This window comes from Algoriphagus kandeliae (genome assembly GCF_004571135.1).
In the GTDB taxonomy this organism is placed as follows: domain Bacteria; phylum Bacteroidota; class Bacteroidia; order Cytophagales; family Cyclobacteriaceae; genus Algoriphagus; species Algoriphagus kandeliae.
Genome location: NZ_SPSB01000003.1, coordinates 233,232 through 259,919, shown reverse-complemented (window position 1 = coordinate 259,919; position 26,688 = coordinate 233,232). Strand labels below are relative to the sequence as shown.

At 40.7% G+C, this 26,688-nt stretch carries 23 protein-coding genes and 2 tRNA genes; 8 read left to right on the top strand and 17 right to left on the bottom strand.

Annotation, left to right across the window (positions count from 1 at the left end; all coding sequences use genetic code 11):
* Positions 1 to 22 precede the first annotated feature (22 nt).
* From E4S40_RS09765 to E4S40_RS09750, 4 genes are all read left to right on the top strand, one after another.
* The gene (locus tag E4S40_RS09765) at positions 23 to 4,348 is read left to right on the top strand and encodes a CusA/CzcA family heavy metal efflux RND transporter (protein WP_135073523.1); all 4,326 of its coding nucleotides are present in this window, start codon (positions 23 to 25) and stop codon (positions 4,346 to 4,348) included.
* Positions 4,348 to 5,490 carry an efflux RND transporter periplasmic adaptor subunit gene (locus tag E4S40_RS09760; protein ID WP_135073521.1) on the top strand — a complete coding sequence of 381 codons (1,143 nt, stop codon included), beginning with the start codon at positions 4,348 to 4,350 and terminating at the stop codon, positions 5,488 to 5,490. The genes E4S40_RS09765 and E4S40_RS09760 overlap by 1 nt, the downstream gene beginning before the upstream one ends.
* A 51-nt stretch (positions 5,491 to 5,541) precedes the next feature.
* The gene (locus E4S40_RS09755) at positions 5,542 to 6,159 is read left to right on the top strand and encodes a hypothetical protein (RefSeq protein ID WP_135073519.1); all 618 of its coding nucleotides are present in this window, start codon (positions 5,542 to 5,544) and stop codon (positions 6,157 to 6,159) included.
* A gap of 95 nt (positions 6,160 to 6,254) precedes the next feature.
* Positions 6,255 to 7,661, top strand: a complete 1,407-nt coding sequence (locus tag E4S40_RS09750; protein WP_135073517.1) for a TlpA family protein disulfide reductase — start codon at positions 6,255 to 6,257, stop codon at positions 7,659 to 7,661.
* Between the two features lies 1 nt (position 7,662).
* Here E4S40_RS09750 and E4S40_RS09745 read toward each other — a convergent pair whose 3' ends face one another.
* The 13 genes from E4S40_RS09745 to E4S40_RS09685 all read right to left on the bottom strand — a co-directional run bounded on the left by E4S40_RS09745 (position 7,663) and on the right by E4S40_RS09685 (position 19,687).
* A complete protein-coding gene (locus E4S40_RS09745) occupies positions 7,663 to 9,201 on the bottom strand; it encodes a sulfatase (RefSeq protein ID WP_135073515.1) in 1,539 nt (512 codons plus the stop codon).
* A gap of 79 nt (positions 9,202 to 9,280) precedes the next feature.
* The gene (locus E4S40_RS09740) at positions 9,281 to 9,973 is read right to left on the bottom strand and encodes an HAD family hydrolase (RefSeq protein ID WP_135073513.1); all 693 of its coding nucleotides are present in this window, start codon (positions 9,971 to 9,973) and stop codon (positions 9,281 to 9,283) included.
* Positions 9,973 to 10,887 (bottom strand): alpha/beta hydrolase, encoded by a 915-nt coding sequence (locus tag E4S40_RS09735; RefSeq protein ID WP_135073511.1) that lies wholly within the window; start codon positions 10,885 to 10,887, stop codon positions 9,973 to 9,975. The genes E4S40_RS09740 and E4S40_RS09735 overlap by 1 nt, the downstream gene beginning before the upstream one ends.
* A gap of 11 nt (positions 10,888 to 10,898) precedes the next feature.
* Positions 10,899 to 11,243: an L-rhamnose mutarotase gene (locus E4S40_RS09730; protein ID WP_135073509.1), complete on the bottom strand. Its 345-nt coding sequence runs from the start codon at positions 11,241 to 11,243 to the stop codon at positions 10,899 to 10,901.
* A gap of 11 nt (positions 11,244 to 11,254) precedes the next feature.
* The gene (gene fucP / locus E4S40_RS09725; RefSeq protein WP_135073507.1) at positions 11,255 to 12,559 is read right to left on the bottom strand and encodes an L-fucose:H+ symporter permease; all 1,305 of its coding nucleotides are present in this window, start codon (positions 12,557 to 12,559) and stop codon (positions 11,255 to 11,257) included.
* Positions 12,556 to 13,323, bottom strand: a complete 768-nt coding sequence (locus E4S40_RS09720; RefSeq protein WP_135073505.1) for an L-fucose dehydrogenase — start codon at positions 13,321 to 13,323, stop codon at positions 12,556 to 12,558. Before E4S40_RS09720 ends, fucP begins: the two co-directional genes overlap by 4 nt.
* Positions 13,320 to 14,153, bottom strand: a complete 834-nt coding sequence (locus E4S40_RS09715; protein ID WP_135073503.1) for an amidohydrolase family protein — start codon at positions 14,151 to 14,153, stop codon at positions 13,320 to 13,322. Before E4S40_RS09715 ends, E4S40_RS09720 begins: the two co-directional genes overlap by 4 nt.
* Entirely contained in the window at positions 14,150 to 15,013 is an 864-nt protein-coding gene (locus tag E4S40_RS09710) for a fumarylacetoacetate hydrolase family protein (RefSeq protein ID WP_135073501.1), read from the bottom strand. The genes E4S40_RS09715 and E4S40_RS09710 overlap by 4 nt, the downstream gene beginning before the upstream one ends.
* 37 nt (positions 15,014 to 15,050) lie before the next feature.
* Complete coding sequence (locus E4S40_RS09705; RefSeq protein ID WP_135073499.1) at positions 15,051 to 15,809, bottom strand: SDR family NAD(P)-dependent oxidoreductase; 759 nt, start codon at positions 15,807 to 15,809, stop codon at positions 15,051 to 15,053.
* A gap of 17 nt (positions 15,810 to 15,826) precedes the next feature.
* A complete protein-coding gene (locus E4S40_RS09700; protein ID WP_135073497.1) occupies positions 15,827 to 16,900 on the bottom strand; it encodes a Gfo/Idh/MocA family protein in 1,074 nt (357 codons plus the stop codon).
* A gap of 3 nt (positions 16,901 to 16,903) precedes the next feature.
* Positions 16,904 to 17,479, bottom strand: a complete 576-nt coding sequence (locus E4S40_RS09695; RefSeq protein ID WP_135073495.1) for a peptidylprolyl isomerase — start codon at positions 17,477 to 17,479, stop codon at positions 16,904 to 16,906.
* A gap of 130 nt (positions 17,480 to 17,609) precedes the next feature.
* Positions 17,610 to 18,746, bottom strand: coding sequence for a 1-acyl-sn-glycerol-3-phosphate acyltransferase (locus E4S40_RS09690; RefSeq protein WP_135073493.1), 1,137 nt, complete (start codon positions 18,744 to 18,746; stop codon positions 17,610 to 17,612).
* Positions 18,747 to 18,838: 92 nt separating this feature from the next.
* Positions 18,839 to 19,687, bottom strand: a complete 849-nt coding sequence (locus E4S40_RS09685) for an alpha/beta hydrolase (protein ID WP_135073491.1) — start codon at positions 19,685 to 19,687, stop codon at positions 18,839 to 18,841.
* Between the two features lie 153 nt (positions 19,688 to 19,840).
* Here E4S40_RS09685 and E4S40_RS09680 point away from each other — a divergent pair, with 153 nt between their 5' ends.
* Positions 19,841 to 20,929, top strand: a complete 1,089-nt coding sequence (locus E4S40_RS09680; protein WP_135073489.1) for an AI-2E family transporter — start codon at positions 19,841 to 19,843, stop codon at positions 20,927 to 20,929.
* Positions 20,930 to 21,042: 113 nt separating this feature from the next.
* Here the strand turns inward: E4S40_RS09680 and E4S40_RS09675 are convergent.
* Positions 21,043 to 21,117: transfer RNA gene (locus tag E4S40_RS09675), tRNA-Pro, on the bottom strand.
* A 78-nt stretch (positions 21,118 to 21,195) separates the two neighbouring features.
* Positions 21,196 to 21,284, bottom strand: a tRNA-Ser gene (locus tag E4S40_RS09670).
* A 252-nt stretch (positions 21,285 to 21,536) separates the two neighbouring features.
* Between E4S40_RS09670 and E4S40_RS09665 the strand changes: the two genes are divergently transcribed.
* Together E4S40_RS09665 and E4S40_RS09660 are read left to right on the top strand one after the other, a co-directional pair.
* A complete protein-coding gene (locus tag E4S40_RS09665) occupies positions 21,537 to 21,788 on the top strand; it encodes a hypothetical protein (protein WP_135073487.1) in 252 nt (83 codons plus the stop codon).
* A 172-nt stretch (positions 21,789 to 21,960) separates the two neighbouring features.
* Positions 21,961 to 23,268: a hypothetical protein gene (locus E4S40_RS09660; RefSeq protein ID WP_135073485.1), complete on the top strand. Its 1,308-nt coding sequence runs from the start codon at positions 21,961 to 21,963 to the stop codon at positions 23,266 to 23,268.
* Here E4S40_RS09660 and E4S40_RS09655 read toward each other — a convergent pair.
* On the bottom strand, positions 23,265 to 24,743 hold the full coding sequence (locus tag E4S40_RS09655) for a hypothetical protein (protein ID WP_135073483.1): 1,479 nt from the start codon (positions 24,741 to 24,743) through the stop codon (positions 23,265 to 23,267). The genes E4S40_RS09660 and E4S40_RS09655 overlap by 4 nt on opposite strands.
* A 288-nt stretch (positions 24,744 to 25,031) precedes the next feature.
* Between E4S40_RS09655 and E4S40_RS09650 the strand changes: the two genes are divergently transcribed.
* Complete coding sequence (locus E4S40_RS09650; RefSeq protein WP_135073481.1) at positions 25,032 to 25,436, top strand: LytR/AlgR family response regulator transcription factor; 405 nt, start codon at positions 25,032 to 25,034, stop codon at positions 25,434 to 25,436.
* A gap of 1 nt (position 25,437) precedes the next feature.
* Here the strand turns inward: E4S40_RS09650 and E4S40_RS09645 are convergent, their stop codons facing one another.
* Entirely contained in the window at positions 25,438 to 26,640 is a 1,203-nt protein-coding gene (locus tag E4S40_RS09645) for an S-adenosylmethionine:tRNA ribosyltransferase-isomerase (protein WP_394345418.1), read from the bottom strand.
* Positions 26,641 to 26,688: the final 48 nt, after the last annotated feature.

The following is a 26,688-nucleotide window of genomic DNA, read 5'->3' as shown; positions in this document are numbered from 1 at the left end:
GTTAGAGAACTTAGATTGACCTATGTTAGATTCGATTATCCGGTGGAGTTTAGCTAATAAGCTACTAATCGGCATTTTTATCATCCTTTGGATTGGATTTGGTATTTATTCCCTGACAAATATTCCAATAGGAGCTGTACCTGATGTGACCAATAATCAGGTACAGGTCATTACTACTTCCCGAAATTTAGCGACCGAGGATGTAGAAAAATACCTCACCTATCCTGTTGAACTGGAGATGGCAAATTTGCCTGGAGTAAAAGAAATCCGCTCTATTTCCAAATTCGGGCTTTCGGTAGTAACCATCGTTTTTGAGGATGATTTGGGGACTTACTTGCCTCGACAGCTCATCGCAGAGCGAATCAAAATTGCTCAAGAGCGGATTCCAGAAGGTTTTGGAAGTCCTTTTATGGGACCTATTTCTACTGGCCTTGGTGAGATTTACCAATACATCATCGATGTTGAACCCGGCTATGAAGATCAGTACTCCATCACCGATTTGCGAACGATTCAGGATTGGGTTGTTCGAAGACAATTAGCAGGAATTCCCGGCGTCGTGGAGGTGAATACTTGGGGAGGTTTTTTGAAACAGTATGAGGTAGCCATCAATCCAGAGCGATTGCGTGCGATGGATTTAAGCATTGAGGAAGTTTTCACCGCTCTTCAAAAAAACAACTCTGTAGCAGGGGGCGGATATATCGAAAAAAGCAATCAAAGCTATTTCATCCGAGGAGAGGGTTTGACGACTTCTTTGGATGACATTGGTCAAATTGTGGTCACGACTCGATCAGGAGTTCCGATTTTTATCCGGGATATTGCTACAGTTGGCTTTGGTGCTGCTAATCGATTTGGAGCAATTACTGCAAATGGAGAGGGAGAGAAAGTGTTGGGCCAAATCATGATGTTAAAAGGAGCCGATTCAAAGCGAACCATTGATTTGGTACGAGAACGCATCTCCGAAATTGAAGGATCTCTACCTGAGGGTATCTATATCAATGGGTTTTTGGATCGTTCCGAATTGATCGGACGGACCACCTTCACGATTGCAGAGAACCTGATTTTGGGTTGTTTGATCGTGATTTTTGTAGTGGTATTGCTTTTAGGAAATATTCGATCAGGATTAGTAGTAGCTTCGGTAATTCCGCTCAGTCTTCTTTTTGCGCTTTCGCTCATGTTCATTTTTGGTGTGGATGCCAATTTGATGAGTTTGGGGGCCATTGACTTTGGAATCATCATTGACGGAGCCGTAATTATTGTCGAGTATATTGCCTATAGATTTACCAAGTCTTCAGATATTTTATCAGGGTTGGCGAAAGAAGATCGAAATTCCGAGCGAGATAAAATCTCCTTTGAGGGGTCTTCAAAGATGATGCACTCCGCCATTTTTGGTCAGATTATTATAATCATTGTTTTCATTCCTATCCTTTCTCTTTCAGGGGTAGAGGGTAAAATGTTCCGTCCTATGGCAGAGGTATTCAGCTTTGCCTTGATAGGGGCAATGATTTTAGGTTTGACCTATGTACCTGTGGCCTCTTCGCTTTTCTTGAAATCTACTGTTCAAGGCCCCAAGAATATTTCTGTTCGGATAATTAAGGCTATCAATAAAGCCTATGATCCTTCTCTTCGATTTGCGCTGGATCATGGAAAGGCTGTCCTGCTTTTTGCTGTAGGGATTTTAGTTTCGGCTATTATGATTTTCTCCTCGATGGGTTCGGAGTTTGTGCCGACTCTGGATGAAGGTGATTTTGTAATTCAGCCTGTTTTGAAAACGGGAACTTCTCTAAATAGTACTGTTGAGACAATCACGAGTATCGAAAAAATACTTCTTGAGTTTCCAGAAGTAAAACAAGTCGTAACCCGTATAGGAGCGGCCGAAATTCCAACAGACCCTATGTCCATGGAAGAAAGTGACGTAATTGTGACTTTGCACCCTCCAAGTGAGTGGACTACAGTAGAGACAAAAGATGAATTGGCAGACAAATTCAAAGAAGCTCTCACTATCATTCCGGGATTGGATTTTGAATTTACTCAGCCTATTGAAATGCGATTCAATGAATTGATTACCGGGGTAAGAGCAGATTTAGCGATCAAGATTTTTGGAGAGGACTTGGATGAATTGCTTCGATTGGGACAGGAAGTGGAGGCAGCTATCCAAAATGTGGAGGGAGCCGCAGATATTATTATGGAAAAAGTGGATGGCCTACCTCAAATGAAAATTGAGTATGACCGTTCGAAAATCGCAAAATATGGACTCAATATTTCAGATTTGAATTCTATAGTGACGATGGGTTTTGCTGGGGAAGCCGCAGGAACCGTTTTTGAAGGTGAGCGGCAGTTTGATTTGGTGGTTCGATTTGATAAGGATTTCCGAAAGGATCTTCAAAGCTTACAAAACACAACTGTAAAACTTGCTGATGGTCGCTCCATTCCTTTTTCGGAGTTGGCGGATATTTCCTACACCAAAGGTCCTGCTAAAATTTCCAGGGATAACACCCAGAGAAGGGTAGTGGTAAGCGTGAATGTCCGAAATCGGGATTTGCAGTCTGTCGTGGATGATATTCAGCAGATTGTCGATCAACGAATTGTTCTTCCAGAAGGCTATCGGGTGGATTATGGTGGGCAATTTGAAAATCTACAACAGGCCCGTTCTAGACTTCTCATCGCTGTTCCAGTAGCTTTAGTTTTGATTTTTATCTTATTGTATTTCGCCTTTTCATCCACCAAAGATGCCTTGATGATTTATTCAGCCATTCCGCTTTCAGCCATTGGGGGAGTTTTCTTACTCTGGGTAAGGGATATGCCCTTCAGTATTTCGGCTGGAGTTGGCTTTATCGCGCTATTCGGGATTGCGGTCTTAAATGGGATTGTGTTGATCGAGCATTTTAAATCTTTGGAATCCAAATTCGATTCGGTTCGTGATTTGGTGATTCATGGTGCCAAAGAGCGGCTCCGACCTGTTCTTTTGACAGCATCTGCAGCAGCTTTAGGGTTTCTGCCAATGGCTGTTTCCGGTTCTGCAGGAGCAGAAGTTCAAAGACCACTAGCTACCGTGGTAGTTGGTGGATTGGTGTCAGCTACCTTATTAACCTTAATAGTCTTGCCGGTTCTTTATTATATGTTTCATCAGACAAAAATCTCATTGAAGGGGGCAGGCAAAAGCTTGGGATTCTTTTTGATCTTCCTACTTGCATCGATAGCCCCGGTTTTTGGACAGGAAGGTTCACCTATTTCTCTTCAGCAAGCTATTCAATTAGCCAATGAGCAAAACGTAGACCTTCAGTCTTCTCGCAAGGCTATGGATCGTTCGGAATCTTTGATCGGTGCGGGATGGGATATAGGCAAAACCTCTATTTCCTACGGATACGACAAAAACGATATTGCCGAAAATGGCATTTATAACCGGGTATGGAGAGTTCAGCAGCAAATAGAGTTTCCATCTGTATATGGTGCTCGGACAGCAATGTTCAGAGCCCAAACAGAAAAGACCAATGCGGAATTTTTGCTGAAAAAGCGAGAAGTAGAAAAGGCAGTAGGGATGGCTTATGTACAGGCTTTTTATTGGCGGGAGTCTATTCGAAATTTGAACTATTTGGATAGCCTCTATGGTCAATTTGCAAGGGCTGCAACCCGGCGTTTTGAATTAGGAGAAAGCAATCTATTGGAAAAACTCACTGCTGAAAGGAAGCTTCAGGAAGTTGGTTTGAGGTTGAGATCCGCAAGGCAGGATTTTGCTACCTCCCTTATCAGCCTGCAACGGCTTTTGAATACTACAGATACCTTGATTTTGGAAGAAGGAGAACCGGATTTAGAATTATTGAACTTGGAAAATCCAGTTCATCCTATGGAACTTTGGATGGAAGCCCAACAAAAGCAAGCCTCTTTTGCGGTAAAGGAAGCTAGAAGAGTGATGCTTCCAGATTTGAATTTCGAACTTTTCCGAGGTACCAATCCGGGTCCGGAAGCCCGAATTTATCCAGGTTTTCAGGCAGGAGTGACAGTTCCCCTGTTTTTCGGATCCTATAAATCCAAAGTAAAAGCAGCCAGTATTTATGAAGAACAACTTGAACTGGAGGCATCTGCACTTTCCTTGACTTTAGAATCCAAAAAAGCTCAACTGGAAAAGCAAATCCAAAAAGCCCAAAGTGTCCTAGAATATTATCAAGAAGAAGGGCGAACCTTGGCTGATCAACTTGAGACCCAGGCAAGCCGGTCATTTCAAGAGGGTGAGATAGATTTTCTCCAATTCGTTCAACTACTAGAAAATTCCCGAAATATTCGGATTCAATACCTGGAAAGTAAACTCGAATACCAATTAGCTACCCTAGAACTTATTTACCTGTCCATCTGATGAAAAAATTTATTCCATATATCGCATCGCTTTTTGTCTTTTCAACCATGATTTCATGTGGGAATTCCTCCAATGAAATGGAAGGAATCGAGGTTGAAGAAGCTGTCTCTTCAGTAGAGCAAATCGAGCTGTCCAATGCGCAATTTGCAGCATTGAATATGGCTTGGGGGAATTTCGAAGAGCGGAATTTCTCCGAGCATTTAAGCCTATTAGGGATGGTTCGGGTCCCAACAGAAGGAAGACAGGAGATTACAGCCATTTATGGTGGATATGTTTCAGACCTCAAATTGATCGAGGGGGAGCAAATTAGAAGAGGACAGGTTCTCTTTTATTTGGAGAATCCAGAGTTTGTCCGACTTCAGCAGGAATATTTGGAATCCAAAGGGCAATTAGACTACCTGAAAGCTGAGTATGAGCGCCAAAAGACACTTTACTCAGAGCAAATATCTGCTCAAAAGAATTTTTTGAAAGCAGAAGCAGAGTACAAGACTACTCAAGCAAAATTGGCTGGTTTGACCAAGCAGTTAGCTATGCTGTCCATCAATGTAGATGCACTTCAACCTGAAAATATCCGCTCCAAAATTCCTGTTTATTCACCGATCAATGGATTTGTTGAAACAATCGATGTTGTTCCAGGATCCTATATCAGTGAGACCACGCGAGCTTTGACATTATTGAACAGGGATCATTTGCATATAGAATTGATCGCTTATGAAAAAGATGCTGCCAAAATTAAGGTAGGACAAAAGGTGCGGATTTCCATTCCTGATCTTGATGTTGATGAAATTGTAGCAGAGGTATATGTAATCAGTCAGTCAATTAATGAAGATCGGCAAGTGATGATTCATGCTCATATTTTGGATGAAGAATTGGAAAAGTCCCTCGTGCCGGGAATGTATGTGGAATCTGAATTGGATTTAGAAGATCGACTGGTGAAAGTTTTACCTGAAACGGCCGTAGTCGAAGTCGAGGATGAAAACTTCATTTTAATTCAACAATCAAAGACTGATTCTGGATTTGTTCTTGAACCTATCAAAGTAAAAGTCGGGATATCTAAAGATGGATTTGTGGAGGTGGTTCCACTTTCTGAATTGGATCCAAATGCGATGATCTTGACCAAAGGGGCATTTAGTCTAATGTAGGTTTTACTTCTTTTGGATTATGGTATTTGAAGTCTAGATTTTATCGATGATATGATATCCTTTCTGAAGATATGTTGCTTTTTTGTTTTTCTATTTGGGCCAGTATTTTCTGTTGCCCAAACAGGATATAAAGACGAACTAGGAAGGGAAATTAGTAGGGATTTTTTTGAACAGCAGATTCTCGAAGGGCCTTATTTTGGGATTCCCGATGGAGAAGGCGGTAAAATGTTAGTTCATAGAATGCCTGTTGGATTGGTAGATGATCCGCGAATTTTTTTTGAAAAAACGGGGCAATTGAAGGCATTTCAAGAAGGTAAAATGCTCCTTGTAATTTACTATCCCGGTAAAGATGAGTGTAATTCCTCTGGTCTAGGAAATAATGCATCTTCATTCCAAAAGGAGCATGAAACTCTGCTCAAATGGGCTAATAAATATGAGGCTACCGAACCCATTTATATTTATTTGGAGCCTAGTGGATTGGAAAAATACCAAGGGTATATTCCTTGGCGAGAGGATCCAGATGATATTTTCCGAAATCAATTTTTTAAATACCCTTATCCTTGCGGGAGCTTCGTTGTCCTACATCCCTCTGGATCATTTCGTGGAATTTTGGGCGGATATCCGCTTTCTCAGATCAATGTGGCTTTAAAGAAGCTGGCAAAAAACTGATAGGGAAAAATTCTCAATTCAACATTTTTTCTGAATGGAAAGCATTGGCGTGGCTTGACTAATCTGTTTATCTTGTATCAACAGCCTCGAACACTATGAAAAAACTCTTTCTATCCATTTTCACCCTTTTCGTTGGGTTTTCATTGTACGCCCAACAAGGACATCGAATAGAAGTGGAGATCAAAGACTATGATCAGTCTAACTTATACCTGGCCTACTATTATGGGGACAAACAATACGTGAAGGATACCGTTCAGCGAGACGCGAATGGGAGGTTTGTATTCAAAGGGGAAGAGGCTTTAGAGCCCGGGGTTTATATGGTGGTTATGGAGCCGGAGAATAATTTTTTTCAACTCATTGTGGATGAGGATGAACAAAATTATTCCCTCTCAACCTCCAAGGATAATTATGTACAGGATATTTCCTTTCAATATGCTCCCGATAATGAATTGTTCTACGAATACCTTCAATTTTTGGAAGAAAAACGTCCTCAGGCAGCACAGCTTCAGGAAGAACTTTCAAATAGTTCCGACGAGGTGGCCCAACAAAATATCCAATCTCAACTCGATCAAATCAACCTTGAAGTCCGTGAATATCAGGATAAGTTGATTCAGGAACATCCGAAAAGTTTTACTGCTGCAATTATCAAAGCCAATTTAGCGATTGACTACCCTGAATTTGAAGGAAGTCCTGAGGAAGTTCAGATGAGTCAATATCGCTATACAAAGGATCATTACTTTGATAATTTGGACCTATCTGATCCTCGAATGCTGAGGACTCCTTTTCTATTCTCTCGAATTGATAATTATGTTCAGCGGCTAACTTATCAGAATCCAGATTCTCTAATTCAATCCATAGATTGGATTTTAAATGAGACCAAACCGGCAGAGGAGACCTTTAAATTTTACTTGATTCATTTTTTAAATACTTACGCTCGATCCAAGATTATCGGAATGGATGCAGTTTACGTCCATCTTGCCTTGAATTATTACGCTACAGGGCAGGCTGATTGGACGGATCCAGAGCAATTGGAGAAGATTGTTAGTAATGCCAAAACGCTTGAGCCATTATTGATTGGGAAAGTCGCTCCTGACCTTAAACTTCAAAGGCCAGATGGATTACCTGTTAGATTGCATGAGGTAAATTCTCCCTATACCGTGCTCTATTTTTGGAGGTATGATTGTGGTGCTTGTAAGACTTCAACTCCGATTATGAAGCGCTTTTTTGAAAAATATAAGGATCAGGGAGTTCAGCTTATGGCTGTTTGTATGAAGACAGGTGATGAGGTTGGAGGCTGTTGGGATTATGTAAACGAACAAGAAATTGGAGACTGGCTTCATACTGTAGATCCAAATGGAACTGCCCAAGTTCATGCTGTTTATGATGTGAAAAGTACCCCGACAATTTACATCCTGGACCAGGAAAAAAGAATAGTCCTAAAACGCTTGGGAGCAGATCAATTGGATGAAGTGATGGGGCAGATTTTGGAAGGAAAACGATAAATCACTTCATTACAATCTCATCAGGCCAAGGAGCTGGGTTTCCTGTTTCGATGAAATTGGGACGTTGACCATTTACACTTCGTAGGTAATCCCCGAGTTCAGCGGCAAGTTCTCTAACTATTTCAGGATTTTGACTGGCAAGATTATTTTCTTCATGAATATCTTCTGTAAGGTTGTAAAGCTCCAGTTTTTGGTCTTTATACCAATAAATTAGCTTCCAATCTCCCTTTCGAATAGTGCTGGTAGAACCAATTCCCGGACCAGTACCTCCCCATTTGTTAGGATAATGCCAAATAAGACTTCTTTCGGGTAGACTTTGATTCAATTCTTGCTTTAAATTTGGAACAAATGATTTTCCATCGATTGATTGGATAGGCTGATAATCTTGTATCCCGGCGATTTCCAAAATACTGGGAAAGAAATCCTCGATAATTACAGGGGATCCCGATTTCGAACCAGGTTGAACTTTTCCCGGCCAACTTACAATCATTGGAACTCGTGTCCCACCTTCATAAGCTGAGCCTTTTCCGCTTTTTAATGGCCAATTGTGAGTATGAGGTTCACCACCGCGAGCATGAGCACTAAGCCCACCATTATCCGACATGAAAAGAATGATCGTATTATCAGCCATTCCATTTTCCTCCAAATAATCCATCAATTGACCCAGGCTATTGTCCATTCCTTCTACCATGGAAGCATAGCGTGCCTCTCGCTCATCCAAGCCCATTTCCTTGTATTTCTGAAAGTATGGATGATGAGGTTCTAAGGGTACATGAACTGTGTAATGTGCCATGTAGAGGTAGAAAGGTTTATTATTTCCACGAGCTTGATTCAAAGCCTCGATGGCTTCAAGCGTTAGAGCGTCTGTTATGTTGATAGGCTTTCCATGGTATTTTTCCAAACCGGGTACGTTCCAGGTTATATCATTGGTGGAGCTAGCGTAATTATTTTCTCCCTGATAGGAAGCGGGTGCTCCAGCTTCATGTCCTGCGATGTTCACATCAAAACCCAGATTTAATGGGTTTGCTCCGGGTGTTCCTCCAGCCCCCCAATGCGCTTTGCCTGCATGAATGGTGTAATAGCCGTTGTTTTTTAGAATTTGTGGGAGAGGGGTGGCATAGATCGAATTTTCTATGGTATCCACTGCTTGAAGCCCATTGACATTCCAACTTGGCATTTGGAGCACTGAATCCTTGCTGTCAGTGGAGGTATTGTATCGAAGGGTCCAATTCGTAACACGATGCCTAGCAGCATTCATTCCTGTCATGAGACTTGTTCGGCTGGGAGAACAAACCGCATAAGCGTAGGCTTGTGTGAAAACCATTCCCTTAGCAGCCAGTCTTTCCATATTTGGGGTTCTATACAGTTCATTGAAGTGCGTCTTTTCTGACCAAAAAGGAACCGATGTGTCCTGCCAACCCATATCGTCCACTAGAAAAAATATGATGTTTGGGGATTGCTTTTCTTTTGATTGACAAGCGCTTAGAAAAGTTATGATGAGAATGAGGAAGAATAATATAGGATCGCTTTTCTTATCCATACATGTTTTTTTAATTGACTGAAAATCAATGTGTGTTTTGAGTTTAGGTTATCCTATTCAGTGCAATTGGTTTAAATTTTTACATTTTCCGTATCAATTCGGCTGCAAGTTGAATGTTTTCTACCGAAGAAAACCGCTCGTGTTTGACCTCATGATGGACTTGTTCATGAACCCAAGTGATATGAAAAGGAATATGAATCGCATGACCTCCCAATTCCAGTACGGGTAGAATATCTGACTTCAAACTGTTCCCTAACATAACGAAATGCTCAGGATCCACATCTAAATGACGGATCAGCTTCGCAAAATCTTCTGTCCGTTTTTCACTCATTATTTCAATGTGGTGGAAGTATTTTTCCAATCCCGATTTTTTCAGTTTCCGCTCCTGATCTACCAAATCCCCCTTGGTAGCAAGTACCATCCTAAAGTCACCATTAAGGTTTTGGAGTACCTCCTCAACCCCTGGAAGTAAATCCACAGGTTTTTCGAGCATTTCTTGACCAATTTGGATTACCTTTTCAACAAGCGAGATTGGTACTTGTTGATTGGAAATCCGCATGGCGGTCTCGATCATGGACAGCATAAAGCCTTTGATTCCATAACCATACATTTTCAAATTGCTGATTTCGGTATGATATAATTCTTTGAGAATGGCATGGGCCGGCATAAAGTCTTCTAGAAGTGAGCAGAATTTCTCTTCAGCTTCCCGAAAGAAGGGTTCATTTACCCAAAGGGTATCATCGGCATCGAATGCAATTACTTTAATGGACATTAGTCTAGGTTTTTTATCCAATCTAAAAGCGTGTTTCTCCAATTTTCAACTGCTCCTCGTCCCATTCCAAAGGCAAAGCCATGCCCACCAGTAGGATAGATGTGAAGAGATGCTTTCACCTGATTTGCATGTAGGGCCTGATAATAAAGCGTGCTGTTTTCCAAAGGAACAGCTTGGTCATCTTGGGCATGAACAAGAAATGTAGGCGGGGTATTTTCGTCTACGTTCAATTCATTTGAAAAGCGCTCAACTAATTTAGGATCAGGGTTTTCTCCTAGAAGATTTTTCTTAGAACCACCATGGGTAAATCTATCATTGAAAGTAATGACTGGATAAACCAAAATAGAGAAATCTGGTCTTGCTGATAATTGATCGATGGAATCCAAATCCCGGTCAATGGAGTGTTCATATTGGGTGCTTAGTGTGGAGGCTAGATGTCCTCCAGCTGAAAAGCCCATGATGCCGACTTTTTCAGGATTAAGATTCCAATCGGAAGCATGATGCCTCACCAAGCGGATTGCTCGCTGGGCATCGAGCAGAGGTACCTCCTTGGGATCTGTCAAGGATTTGGAGATGGGAAGTCTATATTTCACTACAATCCCAGCAATTCCCTGTGAATTCAGCCATTTTGCAAAGTCAGTTCCTTCCCAATCATATGCTAAAATACCATAACCTCCTCCCGGAAAAATTACTACTGCTTCTCCAGTAGCAATTTGTTTGGTAGGTAAATAAACCTCGATTGTAGGCTGTTGCACATTGGAAATTCGAAGAATTCCCTCGTGAACTGCCTCTTCTTTTAGGTCCATTTCTTTTTGCAGGGGAGGAGTTCCTTCCCAAATTGGGATGATATGATTTTGTGCCAAAGAGATTTTTGCTAAAAACAGCAAGATTAGAATTGCCCCAAATCGTTTCATATAAAGGTCATTTATTTATCAATTGCATTGAATTCAAAAATCCTCTCCATCAAAGCCCATCTCCAATTGAGAGGTGTTCCGGGTAAATTTGTTTGATATTGCCCAACGAATGCCTCCCATTTCTGCACTTTTGGATTGGCATTATCCAATTGTGCCTTTTTCTCAAAAGAAAAATCATCATCTGTTTTCATAAACATGGTAAGTCGATTTCGCCAGCGATAGATGCTCATTTCGAGAATTCCAGAGACTCGAATACTTTCCAAAATATCTGGTGAAACCGCCTGATGACACGCTACATATGCCTCAATTGCTTCAGGTTCATCTTTCAAATCGCAAATCAACACGAAAGTCTGCATGCCTATTTTGTTTAAATTTTTCTGACCCGTATTGCGAATAGTGAAACCATCAGAAAGCAGAGAAGTGGCAATATGAAAGAAAAGCGAACTTCCGATACTCCAAGAATTTCGATATCGGTATATCCGCTTCCTCCCCAATCCAGAATGAATCCTTGCAAGGTTGGCATGATCGCTCCTCCAACAATAGCCATAACAAGAAATGCAGCTGCAAATTTGGAGTCTTCTCCCAATCCCTTCAGTGCAATTCCATAGATTGTGGGAAACATCAGGGACATGGCAAAGCTGATTCCTACCAAACTATAAAGACCAGCCATTTCGGGTAGGAAAATTGCCCCCAGGGTGAATCCAATTGCAAGAATTGAAAATATGGTGAGCAACTTTGGTCCTGAGACATAGCGTAGAAGAAATGTACATACCCATCGACCTAGCAAGAAGACAATTAGCGCTGCATAACCATAATTCACCGCAGAAGCATTATCGATTCCCATGGCTTCAGCGTATTGGTAAATGTAGGTCCAGACCATGATTTGGGCACCTACATAAAACATTTGTGCTAAGGTTCCTTCCACAAAGTTCCGATTGGAAAAAAGTCTTTTCATGGTAGGCCAAAAGTCAATTTTACCTGAATTATCCTTGTTTTCAGGCATTTTGACCATGGCAATCAAAACCAAGATTCCCAAAACCACGAGTCCCAACATCACGTAAGGATCTCGAATTACCATCAGGTCATTGGTTCGGATCGCTGCTTTTGCGGATTCCTCTAAACTTTCATAAATGATTAACCCATTTTCATCGGTTGCATTGGATTGCAGGGAGTTGAGGATGAACTGCTTCGCTACAAATAAACCTGCCAAAGCTCCCATGGGATTAAATGCCTGAGCTAGATTCAATCGTTGGGTGGCTGTTTCTTCCGGCCCCATGGAAAGGATGTAGGGATTGGCTGTCGTTTCTAAAAAGGCTAATCCAAAAGTGAGGATGTACAAAGAGGCTAGGAAAAAGCCATAGCTTTCCCAAGAAGCAGCAGGATAAAATAATAAGGCTCCAAAGGCATAGAGTCCCAATCCCAGTAAAACACCTGTTTTATAGGAGTACTTTTTGATAAAAAAGGCAGCCGGAAGAGCCATGGTGAAATAACCTCCGTAAAATGCCAATTGCACCCAGGAGGCTTGTACATTGTTGAGTTCCAATACTCGCTTAAAGGCAGCCACCATGGGGTTGGTAATATCATTGGCAAAACCCCAAAGAGCAAAAAGGGAGGTGATTAAGATAAAGGGGATGAGAAGCTGTTTGGGGACAAGTTGGGCTTTGGATTTCATAAGGCTCGGTCAAGATGGGTATAGCCACCATCTACAAATAGATGTTGTCCAGTGATGTGAGAAGCTTTTTCGGAAAGTAAAAAGACAACCATAGATGCGATCTCCTCAGGTCGCGTCATTCGCTTTTCTAAGGGAATTCGATCAGTGATCTCCTTCAGTTTGGAGTTGGGATCGGGAAAAGTTCCCAGCCAATTTTTATACAAGGGAGTCATTACCTCGGCAGGAATAACTGCATTCACACGAATGTGATAAGGGAGTAATTCTGCAGCCCATTCCCGGGTTAGCGCAAGTTGGGCTCCTTTGGCAGCTACATATCCAGATGTTCCTCCCTGACCTGTGATAGCCGTTTTGGAAGAAATATTTACAATACTTCCTTTGGTCGCTTTCAAGTAGGGCAGTGCAAAATGAGCTAGGTTGTAATAATGAAGAAGGTTTTTGGATAGGGAATTCAAAAATTCTTTGGGGGTTCCGTTTTCAAGGCTGATTCCATCATTTGCTCCGGCGTTGTTAACAAGGCCATGAATCTTTCCGAATTTTTTGATGGCTTGTTGTATTACATTTTCTGTATCATCTTCATCGGTTAGTCTTATGGGAATATGAAGTGCTTTTCCATGAGCTAATTCTACCAATTGCTGACCTTCAGGTGAAGGGTCAATGATTACCGGAATGGCCCCTTCTTCAATTAATGTTTTGCTGATGGCCGCTCCAATTCCTTTAGCGCCTCCGGAAATCAAAATGATATGATTTTGAAGATTTAGATTCATGCTTGAGGGATTTTATAGAATTTCATGGCAGTTAAACCCAATATTTGATCTTTCTCCTGGAGAGAAAGGGTAGAAGTAAAGTCATCTATTAATCTCCAAACGGATTCATATTTACCGGTCACCAAACAAACCGGCCAATCACTTCCAAACATCAATCGATTCGGACCAAATAGTTCAAGGGCAATTTCGAGGTAGGGCAGGATTTGCTCCTTTTTCCATTTTTTCCAATCTGCTTCAGTGATTAATCCTGATAGTTTGGCATAAATATAATCACGCTCGGCTAGGGGTTTCATGGTCTTTTTCCATTCTCTCCATTCTCCATCTTTGATAAAGGGTTTTGCCAAATGATCAATCACAAAAGCATGCCCTTCACATTTTTTGACCAATTCCAAAACAGCCGATAAATGTTGGGGGAAAACCAAAATATCATAGGTAAGGCCTTTGGAATGGATAAGTTTGAGCCCTTGGATAAATTCATCTCGAAGCATGTATCTAGGGTCTTTTGCCTGTAAAATTTCCCGAAAACCTTTGAGTTTGGAAAAATGGTTGTAATGATCCAATGTTTTATTCAGATCAGGAGAACCAATATCCACCCAACCAACTACAGCCTGAATCCAGTCATTTTCTTCGGCTAAATCCAACAAAAAGTTAGTTTCCTGTAAGCTTTCTTCTGCCTGTACAGCCACGCATCCATCTATTCCTGTCTGATCCAAAATCGGTTTCAGGTCTTTAGGTAAAAAATCCCGACGAATGGATTTCATGCTTTCATCGATCCATTCATGTCTTTGCGGGTGATATTTCCAAAAATGCTGATGGGCGTCTATTCTCATGCCTCAGGGTCGTTCATAGCCACTTGTCTGGAACTTCCCAAGCCTTCAATTCCCAATTCTACCACATCTCCATGTTCCAAGTAGCGAGGTTCTGGTTTTAGGCCCATTCCTACTCCCGAAGGAGTTCCTGTTGAAATCACATCTCCCGGCAGCAAGGTCATGTATTGACTGAGGTGAGAAACTATTGTTGGGATATCGAAAATGAGATCTGAGGTATTGCTGTCTTGTAGAATTTTCCCATTTAACTTTAACCAAAGGCGCAGATTATGAGGATCAGCAATTTCATCTCCTGTAACCAAATATGGCCCAAGGGGAGCGAAGTTATCTGCGCTTTTTCCTTTTACCCATTGTCCGCCATGCCGAAGCTGAAAATCCCGCTCGCTAACATCATTGTGAACCGCATAGCCAGCCACATAGTCCATAGCGTCTTCAACTGATACATATTTGGCTCGTTTTCCAATAATTACTGCAAGTTCTACCTCCCAGTCAGTTTGTTTAGAGTTTTTTGGAATAAAAATGGGATCATAAGGACCGCTCAGGGAAGAGGTAGCCTTCATGAAAATTATTGGAACTTCAGGAACTTCCATACCTGCTTCTTCGGCATGTTTTCGATAGTTCAGCCCAATGCAAATAATCTTTGATGGTCTTGCTATAGGAGATCCGATTCGAGCGTTTTTTGGAACTTCAGGCAAGGAATTTTGATGATCAACCAGCCAGTGTCTTAAGCGATAGAGACCTTCATTGGCGAAAAAACTTTCGTTCCAATCTTCCCCAAAATCAGAACAGTCTAAGTTCTTTCCGTCTGCTGTTTGTATTCCAGGCTTTTCCTGTCCTATGGGGCCAAATCGAAATAGTTTCATAGTGAGTTTTTGAAAGGTATATAGGGACGAATTGAATTTACATTTTTAAGTGTAGGAAGCCACCGTCAATGTTATAGTTGGCGCCGGTGATAAACCCGCTAGCATCCGAGCTGATAAAGTAGGCTAGTTCTGCAATTTCTTCCGGTGAAGCCATTCTTCCTATGGGTTGGGTAGCAGCCAGTTTTTCAAACATTTCCTGTTCTTGACCCGGATAGTTTTTAGAAAGAAAATCATCCACGAATGGGGTATGGACCCGTCCAGGGCTGAGGCAATTGCACCGGATTCCTTTTTCTACATAATCTCTTGCTATGCTAAATGTCATGGAAAGTGCGGCCCCCTTTGTCATGCTGTAAGCAAATCGGTCTGGTAATCCCATGGTGGCCGCCACAGAGCACATGTTGAGAATAGAGCCTCCTCCATCCTGAATCAATTTGGGTAGGACTGCTTTGGTGCAAATGAACATACCTTTGACATTCACTTGGAAAAGGCGCTCAAAATCCTCCTCGGTAGTATTTTCAACTTTTCCGATATGTGAGATGCCCGCATTGTTGATGAGCACATGGAATTTACCGGGGTGCCGTTGAATATGATGGTTGACAGAATCAAAGTCAGTTACATCAGCTTGCCAAAAATTTACTGAATGACCTTTTTCCTGCTCATCATGCATGACCTTTTCACCTGCAGGAACATTGGAATCGATGAAATAAACCTGGCTTCCTTCTCTGGCAAATTTTTGTACCATAGCTAGCCCGATTCCGCTTGCCCCTCCCGTAATTAGGATGGATTTGTTCTTCATAGGGTTAAAATCAAAATTTATAAATGGATTATTTTCCCGGTTTTTACTGATTCATCACAGGCAAAGGCAATTTTCAAACTGTTCAAAGCATCTTCCAAATGGTCTGTTAGATCCAGATTTTCTTGGATGGCTTTTAGAAAATAGGCCTGTTCTCGATCGCAGAGCTCTTGATGCCCTGGTTCATCCTTCATATTGATCCATTCGTCCTCTTTGGTGAAATGATTTTTATCGTCTATATCGGCATGATGAACTCGAATGGATTCTGTTTTGGTATGGGAATCAACATCATCCGATTTGCCACTGCTACCTGCATCTTTTGCTACGATTGAGACTGATCCTTTTGGCCCAAACACATCTTTGATGAAGAATGCGGTTTCCGATATCATGGGCCCCCAACCAGCTTCATACCAGCCTACTGATCCATCCTCAAAACGAATTTGGAGTTGTCCATAGTTGTAGTTGTCTTTTGCAATATCATCTGTCAGTCGAGCGCCAATTGCAGAAACTGTCATTGGCTTAGATCGAGTCATTTGGCACATCACGTCGATGTAGTGTACCCCACAATCCACTATAGGGCTTAGACTCTTCATCAGGTTCCGATGAACATCCCACATGAAACCATGACTTTGCTGATTGAGATTCATGCGCATTACCAAAGGTTTACCCATTTTTTGGGCTTCTTCAATGAAGCGAATCCAAGACGGATGATGTCTTAAAATATAACCAACAACTACTTTTTTGCCTGTTTCTTTGGCTTTGTCAATGATCCGCTGACTTCCTTTAACCGTATCCGCCAATGGTTTTTCGATAAAAATATGGCAGCCATGATCCAGGGCTTTTAAAGCAAATTCCTCATGAGTATCGGGATAGGTGGAAATACATACAGCATCTGGCTTAGTCTCTTTCAAAGCAGTATCCATATCCTCAAAAAGTGCATAATCAGCGCCTAATTTTTTATTAAGCCTAGATTTACTTTCTCCCCTGGATACCAATCCGCAGATTTCAAATTCAGGCATGTGATGATAAGCAGTTGCGTGGGAAGCCCCCATATTTCCACAGCCAATTACCAAGATTCGAATGGGTTTATTCATGATTTAATTTTCTTGGGTGATAAGCTTTTCTATTTCGGTTGATGTGAGGTATATGATATTAATATCCAATGTAATAGGTGTCAAAGGTTCATCACTTTCGTCTCTTTCAACTTGGACGATTTGATCGACGATATCCATTCCTTTGATGACTTTACCAAAAACGGTGTAGTTTCCATCCAACCGATGCAAACCGTCTTTATTTTGGACTATGTAAAATTGGCATCGTGCTGAAAGTTTTTCGGCATTATCATCTCTTCCAGCACCGACCGCTCCATATACATGGGTTAGTTCTGGGTGAAATTCCGGTGCCAATAAATACTCCGGATCATTAAAACCTTCGGGAGTATCAGGACATCCTCCCTGAGCTACAAAATCTGGCATTACTCTGTTGAATGTTAAGGAATCCCAATATCCTGCTTCTGCAAGTTGGATGAAGCTATCTCGATGATTGGGGGTTCGATTATCTAATTGAATTAAAATTTCTCCCAACGGAGTCAAAATTTGACCCACAGGTATTTTTTCATACTGTAAATGTGTGAAGAGCAGGCTTACAATAAACCAAATGAGATAATGGTGCATAATTGATGGTAATTGGGTTAAAAAAGAATTGAAACCCAAGTGAGGATTTCAATTCTTTTTTAAGTTACACGATATCAATAAAAGTGTCCAGAATTTGGTGGAATTATTCCTTATTAGGAAAAAAATATCTTCAGGAAATAGTCACTACTTTTCGCTTATTGTCTACCGGATTGGCATACATGGATAAGTATTTCTCGACTTCCTCTGGATTTTTGGAGTTGATTTTTGCCTCAATTCGCTTTTCAAAATCTGTCTTTTCCTTTTCGGTGTAATGGGACTTGAATTCCTCCTTGGCGTGTAATAAATCATGGGCGATGAAATTGCTAGGCCAAAGCCGATAACCAGCCCAGATTTTCTCATCCATTATTTCAGCCAGTTGGCTTAATTTTTCTGATAATGGAATTTCCTGACCGGCGATTTTGTCGATATCCTCATTCAAAAATCCATTTATTGAAATATGGATTCGTTTCTTAGTTCCGATGATTCCTCTAAGCAAATTCAAAAAGTCCTCATTTTCACTTTTGATGTATTTTTCATCCCTTGCTTTTGCAATCAATTCCGGGATTTTCAGCGTATCTGTAGGATCGTATTCGTAAGAAATGGAAACTGGGACTAGCTTGACTTTTTGAAAGTATACGAAGGGATCAGACCCTTTTTCTGCCAAAGTCAGCATTCGAAGCACTCCCTTATGAGTCAAATCATTGCCATCTTTTGTACGGCCTTCCCGCTGAGCTATCCAAACGGAGCGATTTTCATGAGTCAGAGAGTTGAAAATATATTCCGATGCCAATTGTGAACTCTCCAAAAGTTCCCGGCCTTTCAGCCCTCTTTTGATGGCAAAGTTTCGGTTTAGTCTGGAAAGCGTGAGCAAGAATGGCTTTTTGATCAGATTATCTCCGATTGCAGAGGTAGTCATCACCAAGCCATTTTCGTAAAGACAAGCATTCAGCAGGGAAGTATCCAAAATAATATCCCGATGATTAGAGACGAACAAATAGGCGGTGTTTGGCTCCAATTGCTCAAAACCCGAGGTGCTTAATCCATCGGAGGTTCTTTCCAGTACTTTCATGAGTCCTGGGTAGATGAAATTTATCTGAAAGTCCCGAAGAGAATGGGTATGACGCATCAGCTCTTTCCATAAGCCTGTTTTGTCCTCTGGAAAGGTGAATTCCATCATGGCTACCAACATGGGATCGTCTAAGATTTCCAAGATGGCCTTATTCGCTTCGGCATCAAAAAAAGGTCTTATTGAATCAAATTTTGACATAGTCTGGGATAATAAACTATCACAAAAAGCAAAATTAAAGGAAGAATTCCGATTGCTTTCTTTTCGATTTGTACTGCTTGAATTGTTGGTTCTTAATTTCTCTGGAGATATCTATCAAAGAAAAGTAAGTGTACAGGAAGTGCCTCTGTCCAATATTTCCAAGTATGTGCCCCTGGTCGCTCGATATATTCATGTGGGACTTTTCTTTCTAAAAGCATTTCTCGCAATTGACGATTAGTTTTGATCAGAAAATCATCCACTCCGCAATCAATAATGATAGCATGCCCATTTTGTTGGATTTGTTCTACCAATCCCACAATGGTGTATGGGTTGAAATCAGGGGCTTCGTAATTCAAGTCCTCCCCAAGCATTTCTTTTTGACCTGTTCTTCGAAGATTTCTAAAATCATCCGGAACCTCCCAAAGCCTCGTATCAATATTCATAACGCCTGACATAGTACCGACCGCAGTGAAAAGCTCAGGATGCTTTGCCGCCAACATCATCGCTCCATGACCGCCCATTGATAATCCTGTAATCGCTCTTGATTCTTTTTTTGCTAAGGTTCTGTAATTTTTATCGACGAAAGGAATCAATTCCTTAACCATATAACTTTCATATTTTACGGAGTCCATTTGGGGACTATCATAATAATAACTAGCGGGACCTACTCCGGGAGTTACAATAATTACTTGATATTGATCTGCTAATCGGGGGACCAATCCAGGTTCGGTCACTTTTTTGTGCCAATCGCTGAAGGAACCACTTCCACCATGTAGGAGGTAAAGGACAGGGTAGTGATTTTCTCCTGAAAAATAACTGCCTGGTACAGTTACTGCGGCTCTCAGAGCTTTATTCATGAATTGGCTTTGAACTTCAACTGTGTCAACTTGGCCGAATAAAGCGATTGGAAGGAGAAAAAGGATTACTAATATTTTTTTCATAATGCAGGAGGGCGTTTTAAGGTTTGAGGAATGTTCTAAAGATTCAATTGGGGAATTTATAAATTATCAAGCAATCCAAAGGAGGGAATTTGATAGTTGGGAGAATACTTCCTTTGAAGAATTAGTATATTCCCTTGTGAATGAATTAAGACCATGGAAAAACTCAAAAAGACGGCATTTTTTCTGATCATCATTGTTTTTGGTTCAATTGTCCTCCGGGAAGGCTCTTTCATTTTGGTGCCCTTAGTCTGGGGGGTATTTTTTGCATTTGCACTTTCCCCACTATCCGATTGGATGGAGCGGAAAAAAATACCGAGGAGTTTGGCAATTATTTTAAGCATTTTGATTGTCATCTTGGTTGCAGTGGGGCTTGTATATGTCTTGCTCAACCAAATGATAGGCTTGATTAAGGACATCCCTGAGATAGGAGATAATTTTGTCCAAAAGGTGGGTAGATATATGGAACAGCTCAATGCCATGCTCGGCGGACAGGTGGTCTTTCCTGAACATCAAGGTGAGCTTTGGTCCATTCTAAAGGTTGAAAATCTGAATAGCACCTTGTTTGAGACTGGCAAATCATTGACACTTGCTGGAATCATCCCGCTCTACATTTTTCTTTTAATGTATTATAGGGATTTTTTCGTGGCGTTTTTGATTAGATATTCTGAAAAAAGTAAAGAACGAATCCTTACTTGGGCAAAGGACTCTGGTCGGGTGATTCAATCTTATCTGACAGGAATGATTTTGGTTACCATTATTGTAGCTATTCTATCCGGGATTTTCTTTTTCCTGATTGGGGTAAAATACTTCTTATTGTTTGCAGCATTTATTGCCATTATGAATTTGATTCCTTACGTGGGAGTAGTTGTTTCTTCTCTTATCGTTATTTTGTACGTTTTCTTAACCACGGATTCTGTCCTTTTCCCACTTTTGACCCTTGGGGTATTATGGAGTATTCAGTTATTGGAAAATAACATCATTACACCTTGGATAGTGGGGGCACAGGTAAGAGTCAATGCATTAGCGGTGATATTGGCCATCTTATTAGGAGGCTGGCTTTGGGGGATTTCTGGAATGGTCTTATTTATTCCTTTGGTAGGGGTGCTGAAGATTACTTTAGAGCGCAGTGATGGCTTGGAGGCATTTGGTTTTTTGCTGAGCGATTCAGTCCCAAAGAAACCTCTGACAGGTTCAAAAAGCTGGTTTTTTTGGCTAGGCAAAAAAAATCCTCATTCCGACTGATCGAAATGAGGATTTGGAGCGGACGAAAGGATCTGAACATTGACACCCGAGGTCGCTCTCGCCTGATGACCGTGAGTCTACTATTTTCACCATGTCCGCAGTAAAATATTAAGTCGGGGTGGCAAGATTCGAACTTGCGACCTCCACATCCCAAATGTGGCGCGATAACCGGGCTACGCTACACCCCGAATATTTTATTGCTTTAGAAGATAAATCTCCATTTGAGATTTATTTCAATTTTTCTCCGGCACATGCAGGAAGTTCAGCAGAGAGTGGGGGATTCGAACCCCCGGTACGGTTTGACCCGTACGACAGTTTAGCAAACTGCTGGTTTAAGCCACTCACCCAACTCTCTGTAGGTTTTTCCCTAGCTTCCCTTAACGGAAGTCGTTTTGGACTGTTGCCAAATGAGTCGCAAATATAGTTTAATTGACAAGATTAAAACAAGTTAATTGAGATGCTTCTAGTCTCCTTTTTGTAAATATTTTATAACGTCCTCATTTTCAAATTGATTTTCCGACAATTTTCTTCAAAAGTTAAAAATTACCCAGTTTATGGGATTTTTGGTTTCTGACCTTTTTCTAATTTGCCTTCAAATTTTTCCAAAATGCTTATTCAAACCAGAACAGCAAGGTTTTTAATCTCCAATATCTCTGAGAAACAGGGTGTCCTTTTGGTCCAGTCTGATAATAAAGATGAAATGGAACGCTTGTTTGGATCAGAAGAAATTAAAAAGGTCCAAGGAAATCCTTGGCCGTATGAAGTGAGTATTTGCAAACAGGAGCTAGCTCATTGCCTGATTTTGCTGGTAAAAGAGATCGATTACAAGGAATTTCGACAGCTATCTGATTTCATTTAAATTTTTTTTTGATTTTTTTTCGCAACCCCCTTTTGGGATGAAAAACATTTTTCGATTCAGTAGCTACTTTTTCTTTTATTGGAACAAATAAAATGCTGATAATCAGTATTTTTCAGAATTTTGTTTGAGAAAAATTAGATTTTTTTTATAAAAATATTTTTTAACATTTGGCTTGAGAAAACTCAACTTATCACCCTTTTCAACTCCTGTTTTGGTAAGCTTCACTGATAATGAGAAACGTATTCCAGTGTTTCTGGAAGAGTCTGAACACTTTCTTTGTGTCCTGCTGGACATCGAAGGGAATGTTCAGGATGCCAACCAATTATTTTTCCGTCAATCAAAAACTAAAACCACCAACTCCATCTTTGATTTGATTGCGCCTGGTAATCAATCCGAAATGGAGGAACTCCTAGAAAGGCTTTTATTGAATCCAAAATCCAAAGCTCATTTTTTAATGAAATGGGAAAAAGGTAGCCTTTCGGATTCGATTTGGTGGGAGTTTTCCATGGTGGTCAACCAAGAAAACGATCCTGTTGGTTTTATAGGAATTGGCCTGCCTCTTCGTTATTTGGAAGAAGAACTGCCTCTGGAACATTTATTGGACATCTTGGACTATGGAGTGATCAAGATTGATTCCGATTTGAATATTTTGGAAGCGGATGATTTGTCCAAAAATATTCTTCAAATCCCTTCTTCGAGTAAACAAGTCCTTAGCCTGCAATCATTTATTTGCTTTCTTCCTGAAGATCTGGTAAAGCTAAATCAGTGGAATGGTAAAGATAAATTTTTGCAATTGGAAGCTTCTACTCCTGCATGTGGAGAGGTGAGGCTTACGTTATTCAAGCAGGAGAAAAATATTTCGGTTTTAGTTGGATTCAATTCCAGTGCAAACATCAGAAAATCTTCAAAGACATATGTTTCTCAAGAAGCTTTGGAATTGATTCCTGGACCTGTTTGGGTAATCAATGACAAGCTGGTTTTATTGCAATCCAATGCCAAGGCTATTCAAATTACAGAGGATTGGGTTTATAGACAGCCTTCATTTGGTGTTGAGTTAAATCTTGGGCAAAGGCTCGGGTTTTACGAGAAAATTCTCAATAAAATCAACGACGTGAAAGGGAGAGAAGAAAATTTTTTTGAATGGAAAATTAATGCTGCTGGATCACGAGAATTATGGCAGTTTAGGATCAAAAGACTTTCCACTCCAAATGTGTTTTTGGTTCAGGGAATTGATTTGAGTCATATTCAGAAGCGAGTGGAGCATATCCAGTTGGAAAACCAGCAACTGAAAGAATTGGTAGTCCAGCCTTCCTACATACTCAGGTCGCCACTTTCATCCATGCTCGGACTATTAGATTTGATCGATTCCCGTAAGCTGGATTCTGAAAACAAAAAGTACTTTTCCTATTTACGACCACTTGCGGAAGAACTGGATCAAGTGATTCGAACCAATGCAAAGCAAGTAGCCGCTTTCGATTAAAATATCCCTTCTAGCCCGACAATACCAAGCTGAGGATTAATTTCTACCACATTTGCTATTCCAACTCGCTCGGAACTAATCCAAGTATTTCCCTCAGGCGTAAATACAATCCCTTCGGTTAACCCCATGGGGAATTCAGCAATTTGTATCCTTCCAAAGTTTTCTCCTAACAATTCTCCATTCATTCCTTCCCAAAGAGAAAGGAATCCCTGAAGTGGCAACTTATAGCCCAAGAGAATAACTTTTCCACTGATAGGATCAATGCACGCACCTGTCACCAATTTATTCACAGGAAGTGTCTCTACAAATTCCGTGATATAGTTACCAGGCTCGATGGGTAAGACATGATGATCACTGTCTTCACTTGCTCTATTTTTAGTAAAAAGGTGGAGTTTTCCTTCCCAAAATAAAAAGGCTTCACAGTCAAAACGATGGGTTTCACTTGGACTGAAATCATCTTGATTGATATAGCGAAAGTCTATTTTTTCAGCTTGGACAGTTTCTTGATTTAAAACTTGCTGCCAAGGGATCCGATAGATTGCTAAATCTTGTCGAGTTCCTTGATTATTCCCAAAATCACCGATGAACAAATGCGTCTCGCTTTGAGCTAAACTTTCCCAGTCCCTATTGATGGCATTTTCAACCAAGATACTTCGAAGTACTTCGCCGGAAATAGGGTCCAATTCATAAATGCGGTTGGGATTATCGCCATCGTTTATAGCAAATAATCTGCCTTCGAACTGAGCCAATCCAGAGGTTTCATTTTGTGAATCATCCAAATCGGCTATTGGAGTCAAAGGTAAGGTTAAAGGGAATCCATCTTCATTCAGTCGAATAGCTCCATCATAAATAAACTCAGAATCAGGCCAATAAAGTCGGATGCTGTTGGAGTTTGCGGCATTTTGAAATAGGGTGAGATAGTCATAGCTACCAGGATTCTCCACTTTCAATTTGAGAAATTGATCAGAGTTGGTATAGATTCTGAAAAAATCCTGAATCGCATAGAAAGACGTTTCAATAGGGCTGACTATTTGTGGGGCTGACATGGGGAAATTGGCATTAATCCGAATCATTTCGCTTAATCCAATGCCTGATAAACTCAGGTCAGTTTTTTCAGTTTTTGCTTCAAACTCACCTTGAATACGAACGGGGAGGAACTCTGAAAACTCTGGAATTGGATCCGATTCAAAAGAATAGCTATATTCCCCAAATGGGAGAACGATTTTTTCTTGATGAGGAAATCGGTTAGGCAGAAACACCAAAGAATAGGTTTCCATCGTCTCCTTGTTTTTAAAAATCAGATTCCATTCAGATTTGAAGTTGTGATCCGTACTTACGGAGTAGTTGCTTAATTGAATAGCTTGAATCAAGACTTCTGAATTTCCAGGAGGAATTACTGGATCAGGAGGAGGCGTTTCATCCTTACAGGAAGAAATAAAAGGAATAATCAAAAAAAGAAGTATCCGGAATCTCATATCAGATGTGAGTTCAAAGGTTTTCCAAATTCATTGGTTATATCAAAAATACCCCTTCAATTTACGTACTAAGAATTCAAAAATGTAAAGAATTACAAACCAATGGCAAGGAACTATTTCTTAATTCCCATACTCTAGTTTTTAAGTCAAATCTTTTCCTTAAACCTAGATGTTAATTGGATTAATTTTTTCTATTAATGATAATGAAATCACCAAGGAAATAAGGAATTCTGAAACAATTAAAACAATGCTGTGAGATTGAGGTTTTCAACTGTAAATGGATTCAGCATGAAAGAGTTATTGGAAGGTGTTAAAAAGAATGGGAATGGAAATGGTCAGGCAGCTCTTGAAAATACTTCTAAGCTGTTGATCAAAGATGCCATTTTTGTCAGGCAAGAAGGTTCCTTAGTGAAAGTTAAATTTCAGGATATTCTTTGGCTTCAAGGTGATGGAAATTATACCACTTTAGTGACCAAAGGATTTGTGGTGTCAGTTCGGAATATTCTCAAGGATTTCGAAGATGCTCTTCCGAAAGACCAATTCATGCGAATTCATAAAAGCTATATTGTTCGACTAGAAGAAATTATTTCTATATCTACTCGGGAAGTTAAAATTGAAGAACACACTATTCCAGTTGGAAGGACCTATTATCAACGCTTAATCGAAGGGATTCAGAAATTGGGAGGGGAATAACCTATAGCCACAATAAGCTGCTGTCTCCGTAACTTAAGAATCGGTAATCCTTGTCCAAGGCTTCCTGGTAAACCTTCTTCCAATCATCTCCTATCATGGATCCAATTAATAACATTAGCGTGGTTCCCGGCTGATGAAAATTGGTGATCAAGCCATCTATCATTTTGAATTCATAGCCTGGGAAAATAAAAATCTCAGTTTCTCCCATAATTTCTTCTTTCCCATCAGACTTCATCTGCCTTAGAATTGCTTGAAGTGCCTCTTTTTTGCTTGGAAGACTGTCTCGATCCCGATAGGGAAAGAGTTTTTCAATTTGAAATTCATTTCCCAGATTTTCCAAAAGTTTCACCCCATACCAATAAAGACTTTCCAAGGTTCTAACCGAGGTTGTACCTACTGCTACTGTTTGGTTATTATTGTCAATCAGTTGCTGAATGGTTCTTGAGGAAATGTGAATTTGCTCGCTATGCATAGGGTGGAGCGTCACATCGTCTACTTTTATCGGCTGAAAAGTTCCTGCACTTACGTGAAGTGTGACCTGAGCTTCTTGAACTCCTTTGTTTCGAAGTTCCTCAAAAACTTTCTCTGTAAAATGAAGACCTGCGGTTGGAGCAGCTACGGCGCCTTCTTTCTCAGAGTAAACCGTTTGGTAGCGATCTTTATCAGCTTCTTCCGCTTGTCGATTCAGGTAGGGTGGAAGCGGGATTTCTCCACTCGCCTCTACGATATCTACGAAAGGAATCTCTGTTGAATTCCAGCTAAATTCTACCAGTTTCTTTTCCCGATCAGCTAGTTTGGCTTCAAGAATAATTTCCTTACCCTGAATAGTTAATCGACCCCGGAGAGTTTCATCGGACTTCCATTTTTTAGCATTACCGATCATGACCTCCCAAGTGACAGGATGGGTGGCTAACATGATTTCAGGGATGACTGTTGTGGGAGCTGCTGGATGCAAAAGAAAAATCTCGATTCTTGCTCCCGTTTCCCGTTGAAAAATCAGTCGAGCTGGAATTACTTTGGTGTCATTATAAACTAAAAGAGTGCCTTTTTCCAAGAACTGGGGCAAATCATAAAAATGATGATGCGTAATCACTCCTTTTCGATAGTGGAGTAATTTGGAATGATCCCGCTTTTCTAATGGATATTTCGCTATTCTTTCCTCAGGGAGCGTATATTCGTATTCTTTTAAGTTTACTTTCTGCACTGGCTTTAGCAATTTGGTTGCAAATATAGGCCATTCATTTCAACCCTA